This is a genomic window from Pseudoalteromonas prydzensis, assembly GCF_011050055.1.
GTDB lineage: Bacteria > Pseudomonadota > Gammaproteobacteria > Enterobacterales > Alteromonadaceae > Pseudoalteromonas > Pseudoalteromonas prydzensis_A.
Genome location: NZ_DRGM01000074.1, coordinates 1 through 2,793, shown reverse-complemented (window position 1 = coordinate 2,793; position 2,793 = coordinate 1). Strand labels below are relative to the sequence as shown.

General features: G+C 40.9%; 4 protein-coding genes. All 4 read right to left on the bottom strand.

What is annotated here, in order from left to right; all coding sequences use genetic code 11:
* Positions 1-31 precede the first annotated feature (31 nt).
* Complete coding sequence (gene infA, locus ENH88_RS06565) at positions 32-250, bottom strand: translation initiation factor IF-1 (protein ID WP_002962494.1); 219 nt, start codon at positions 248-250, stop codon at positions 32-34.
* Between the two features lie 90 nt (positions 251-340).
* Positions 341-1,045, bottom strand: a complete 705-nt coding sequence (locus ENH88_RS06560) for an arginyltransferase (RefSeq protein WP_010552618.1) — start codon at positions 1,043-1,045, stop codon at positions 341-343.
* Positions 1,038-1,754, bottom strand: a complete 717-nt coding sequence (gene aat / locus ENH88_RS06555) for a leucyl/phenylalanyl-tRNA--protein transferase (protein ID WP_304180844.1) — start codon at positions 1,752-1,754, stop codon at positions 1,038-1,040. The genes ENH88_RS06560 and aat overlap by 8 nt, the downstream gene beginning before the upstream one ends.
* 97 nt (positions 1,755-1,851) lie before the next feature.
* The coding region (trxB, locus tag ENH88_RS06550; RefSeq protein ID WP_304180841.1) for a thioredoxin-disulfide reductase at positions 1,852-2,793 on the bottom strand (942 nt) is incomplete at its 5' end.

Genomic DNA, 2,793 nt, shown 5'->3' with positions numbered 1-2,793 from the left:
GCCAAAAACTAAATCTCGTTTACGCACTTACTTAGCGAGCACGGAATACGATACGACCCTTTGATAAATCGTAAGGAGTCATTTCTACCGTTACTTTATCGCCGGTTAAAATACGGATATAGTTTTTGCGCATTTTGCCTGAAATATGAGCCACAACTACGTGACCATTTTCTAGCTCAACTCGGAACATTGTATTTGGTAAAGTATCAAGGACAGTCCCTTGCATTTCGATTACGTCTTCTTTCGCCATGTTTAGCGTAACACCTCTTTAATAGTTAAACGCTGCAGATTTTGCCCAAAATACTCCAATAAGTAAAGGCGCAGGGGCTATATTTGCAAATTAAATAGCCACCCACTCATCATTGAGCTGTTTTTGAGCAGGTAAAAACTGAGTTTTGTACTTCATTTTGTCGCATTCATCAATTTGATAGCCCAAGTACACGTATTGTTTATTTTGTTCTTTAGCAAACTTTAGCTGCTCTAATATCATCACAGAGCCTAAACTATAGTGTTCAAAGTCGGGGTCAAAAAAGGTGTAAATTGCAGAAATAGCGCTATTCATACAATCGGTTACAGCAACTGCGACTAAAGTATCTTGGTGCCACAGTTCAATAAATGTGATCTTAAGCCAACTGCAAAGCAAAAAACTTTGAAACTGTTCTTTTTCAGGAGGATACATACTTCCATCCTGATGACGCATCGTTATGTACTTGCTATAAAGCGGATAGTACTCAGGTCGCTCTTGCGTTGAATATTTTACCTCAAACTGTGTTTTTGCTTTGTTTAGTTTACGTTTTTGCGATTTTGAGGGCATAAAGTCTTGTGCTAATACACGTACAGAACTACATGCGCTGCATATTGGACAGTGCGGACGGTAGATTTGATTACCACTGCGACGAAATCCTAAACCTAATAAAGACTCAAATTTGTCGGTGCTGTAGCAACTGGGATCAAGAATAACTAAAAGTTGTTCTTGTCTGTTGGGTAAATAGCTACAGTCAAACTCTTGGGTTAAACCAACACGTGCAGGAAGTTGTTCATTCATAGATTGCGTCAAGTTCTTGTGGCTCCCACATAATAGGGTTAACAGTATAGTTATGTGCAGCTTTTAGTTTAGTCAAAAATGTGGAACGGGGGACTACTTGTGCACCCAGGGTCATTAAATAAGGGTTTTCTAACTGGCAATCAATAAAGTGCGCATTATGGCGTTTAAGCCAATTTACAAGTGCCCACATAGCAAGCTTGGAGCAATTGGTTTGATGATGAAACATTGACTCACCACAAAAAACACCATTTTGCATAATGCCGTATAAGCCACCTGCAAGCTCCCCGTTACTCCACACCTCTAAACTATGTGCAATGCCAGCATTGTGTGCATTAACGTAAGCGTCGAGCATGTCAGAAGTGATCCAGGTGCCATCGGTATCAAGGCGTTGATCGCGACAGGCTTCTATCACCTCTTCGAAGGCATTATTAATGGTTACTCTTACAGGGTGCTTTTTTAAATGCTTACGCAGGCTCTTACTTATATGAAAATCATTAAGCTCAAAAATGCCTCGCTCGCTAGGCGACCACCACATAATAGGCTCATCTTCGCTAAACCAAGGGAATATTCCGCTTTTGTAGGCATTACTTAGGCGAGGTAAACTCAAATCTCCGCCAATTGCTAACAAGCCATCAGGGGATTCTAATGCGTATTCCGGATTGGGGAATGCTATATCGGTTTCACTTAATTGGTATAGCTGATTTCTCATACAGTACTTATTTTATAATTTATCGTAAAAGTGTAACTATATTTTAGACATAAAAAAAGGGCTGAATAATCAGCCCTATAATAATTTATTTAATTGCTTATAAATTATCTAAGAAACGCTCTGCATCAAGGGCAGCCATACAGCCTGTACCCGCAGATGTGATTGCTTGACGGTAAATATGGTCTGACACATCACCTGCAGCAAAAACGCCTTCTACGCTTGTTTGAGTCGCGTTACCGTGAAGACCAGACTCTACAACTAAGTAGCCATCTTTCATTTCTAGTTGACCAACAAACATATCTGTATTTGGCTTGTGACCAATAGCAATAAATACACCGGCTAAATCAAGTTCTTCAGTTGCATCAGAGTGTGCATCTTTAATGCGCACACCGGTTACGCCCATTTGATCGCCTAATACTTCGTCAAGCGTGCGGTTGTAATGCATTACAACGTTACCGTTTGCTGCTTTTTCAGCAAGGCGGTCAGCAAGTATCTTTTCACTGCGGAAACTGTCACGACGATGAATAACATGTACTTCGTCAGCAATGTTAGATAAGTAAAGCGCTTCTTCAACCGCTGTATTACCACCACCAACAACCGCTACTTTTTGACCTTTATAGAAAAAGCCGTCACAGGTAGCACACGCCGAAACACCACGGCCTTGGAAATTAGTTTCAGACTCTAGGCCTAAGTATTTAGCAGAAGCACCTGTTGCAATAATTAACGCATCACATGTGTAAGTACCTTGATCGCCTGTTAGTGTGAAAGGGCGCTTAGATACATCTACTTTATTGATGTGATCGAATATGATTTCAGTTTCAAAGCGCTCAGCGTGCTCTTTCATACGATCCATTAACGCAGGACCTGTTAAACCGTGTGCATCACCAGGCCAGTTTTCAACTTCAGTAGTGGTGGTTAATTGGCCACCTTGTTGAATGCCTGTAATTAAAACAGGGTTTAAATTTGCACGTGCTGCATATACTGCGGCAGTATAACCAGCTGGGCCAGAGCCTAAAATTAGTAGCTTACAATGTTTTGC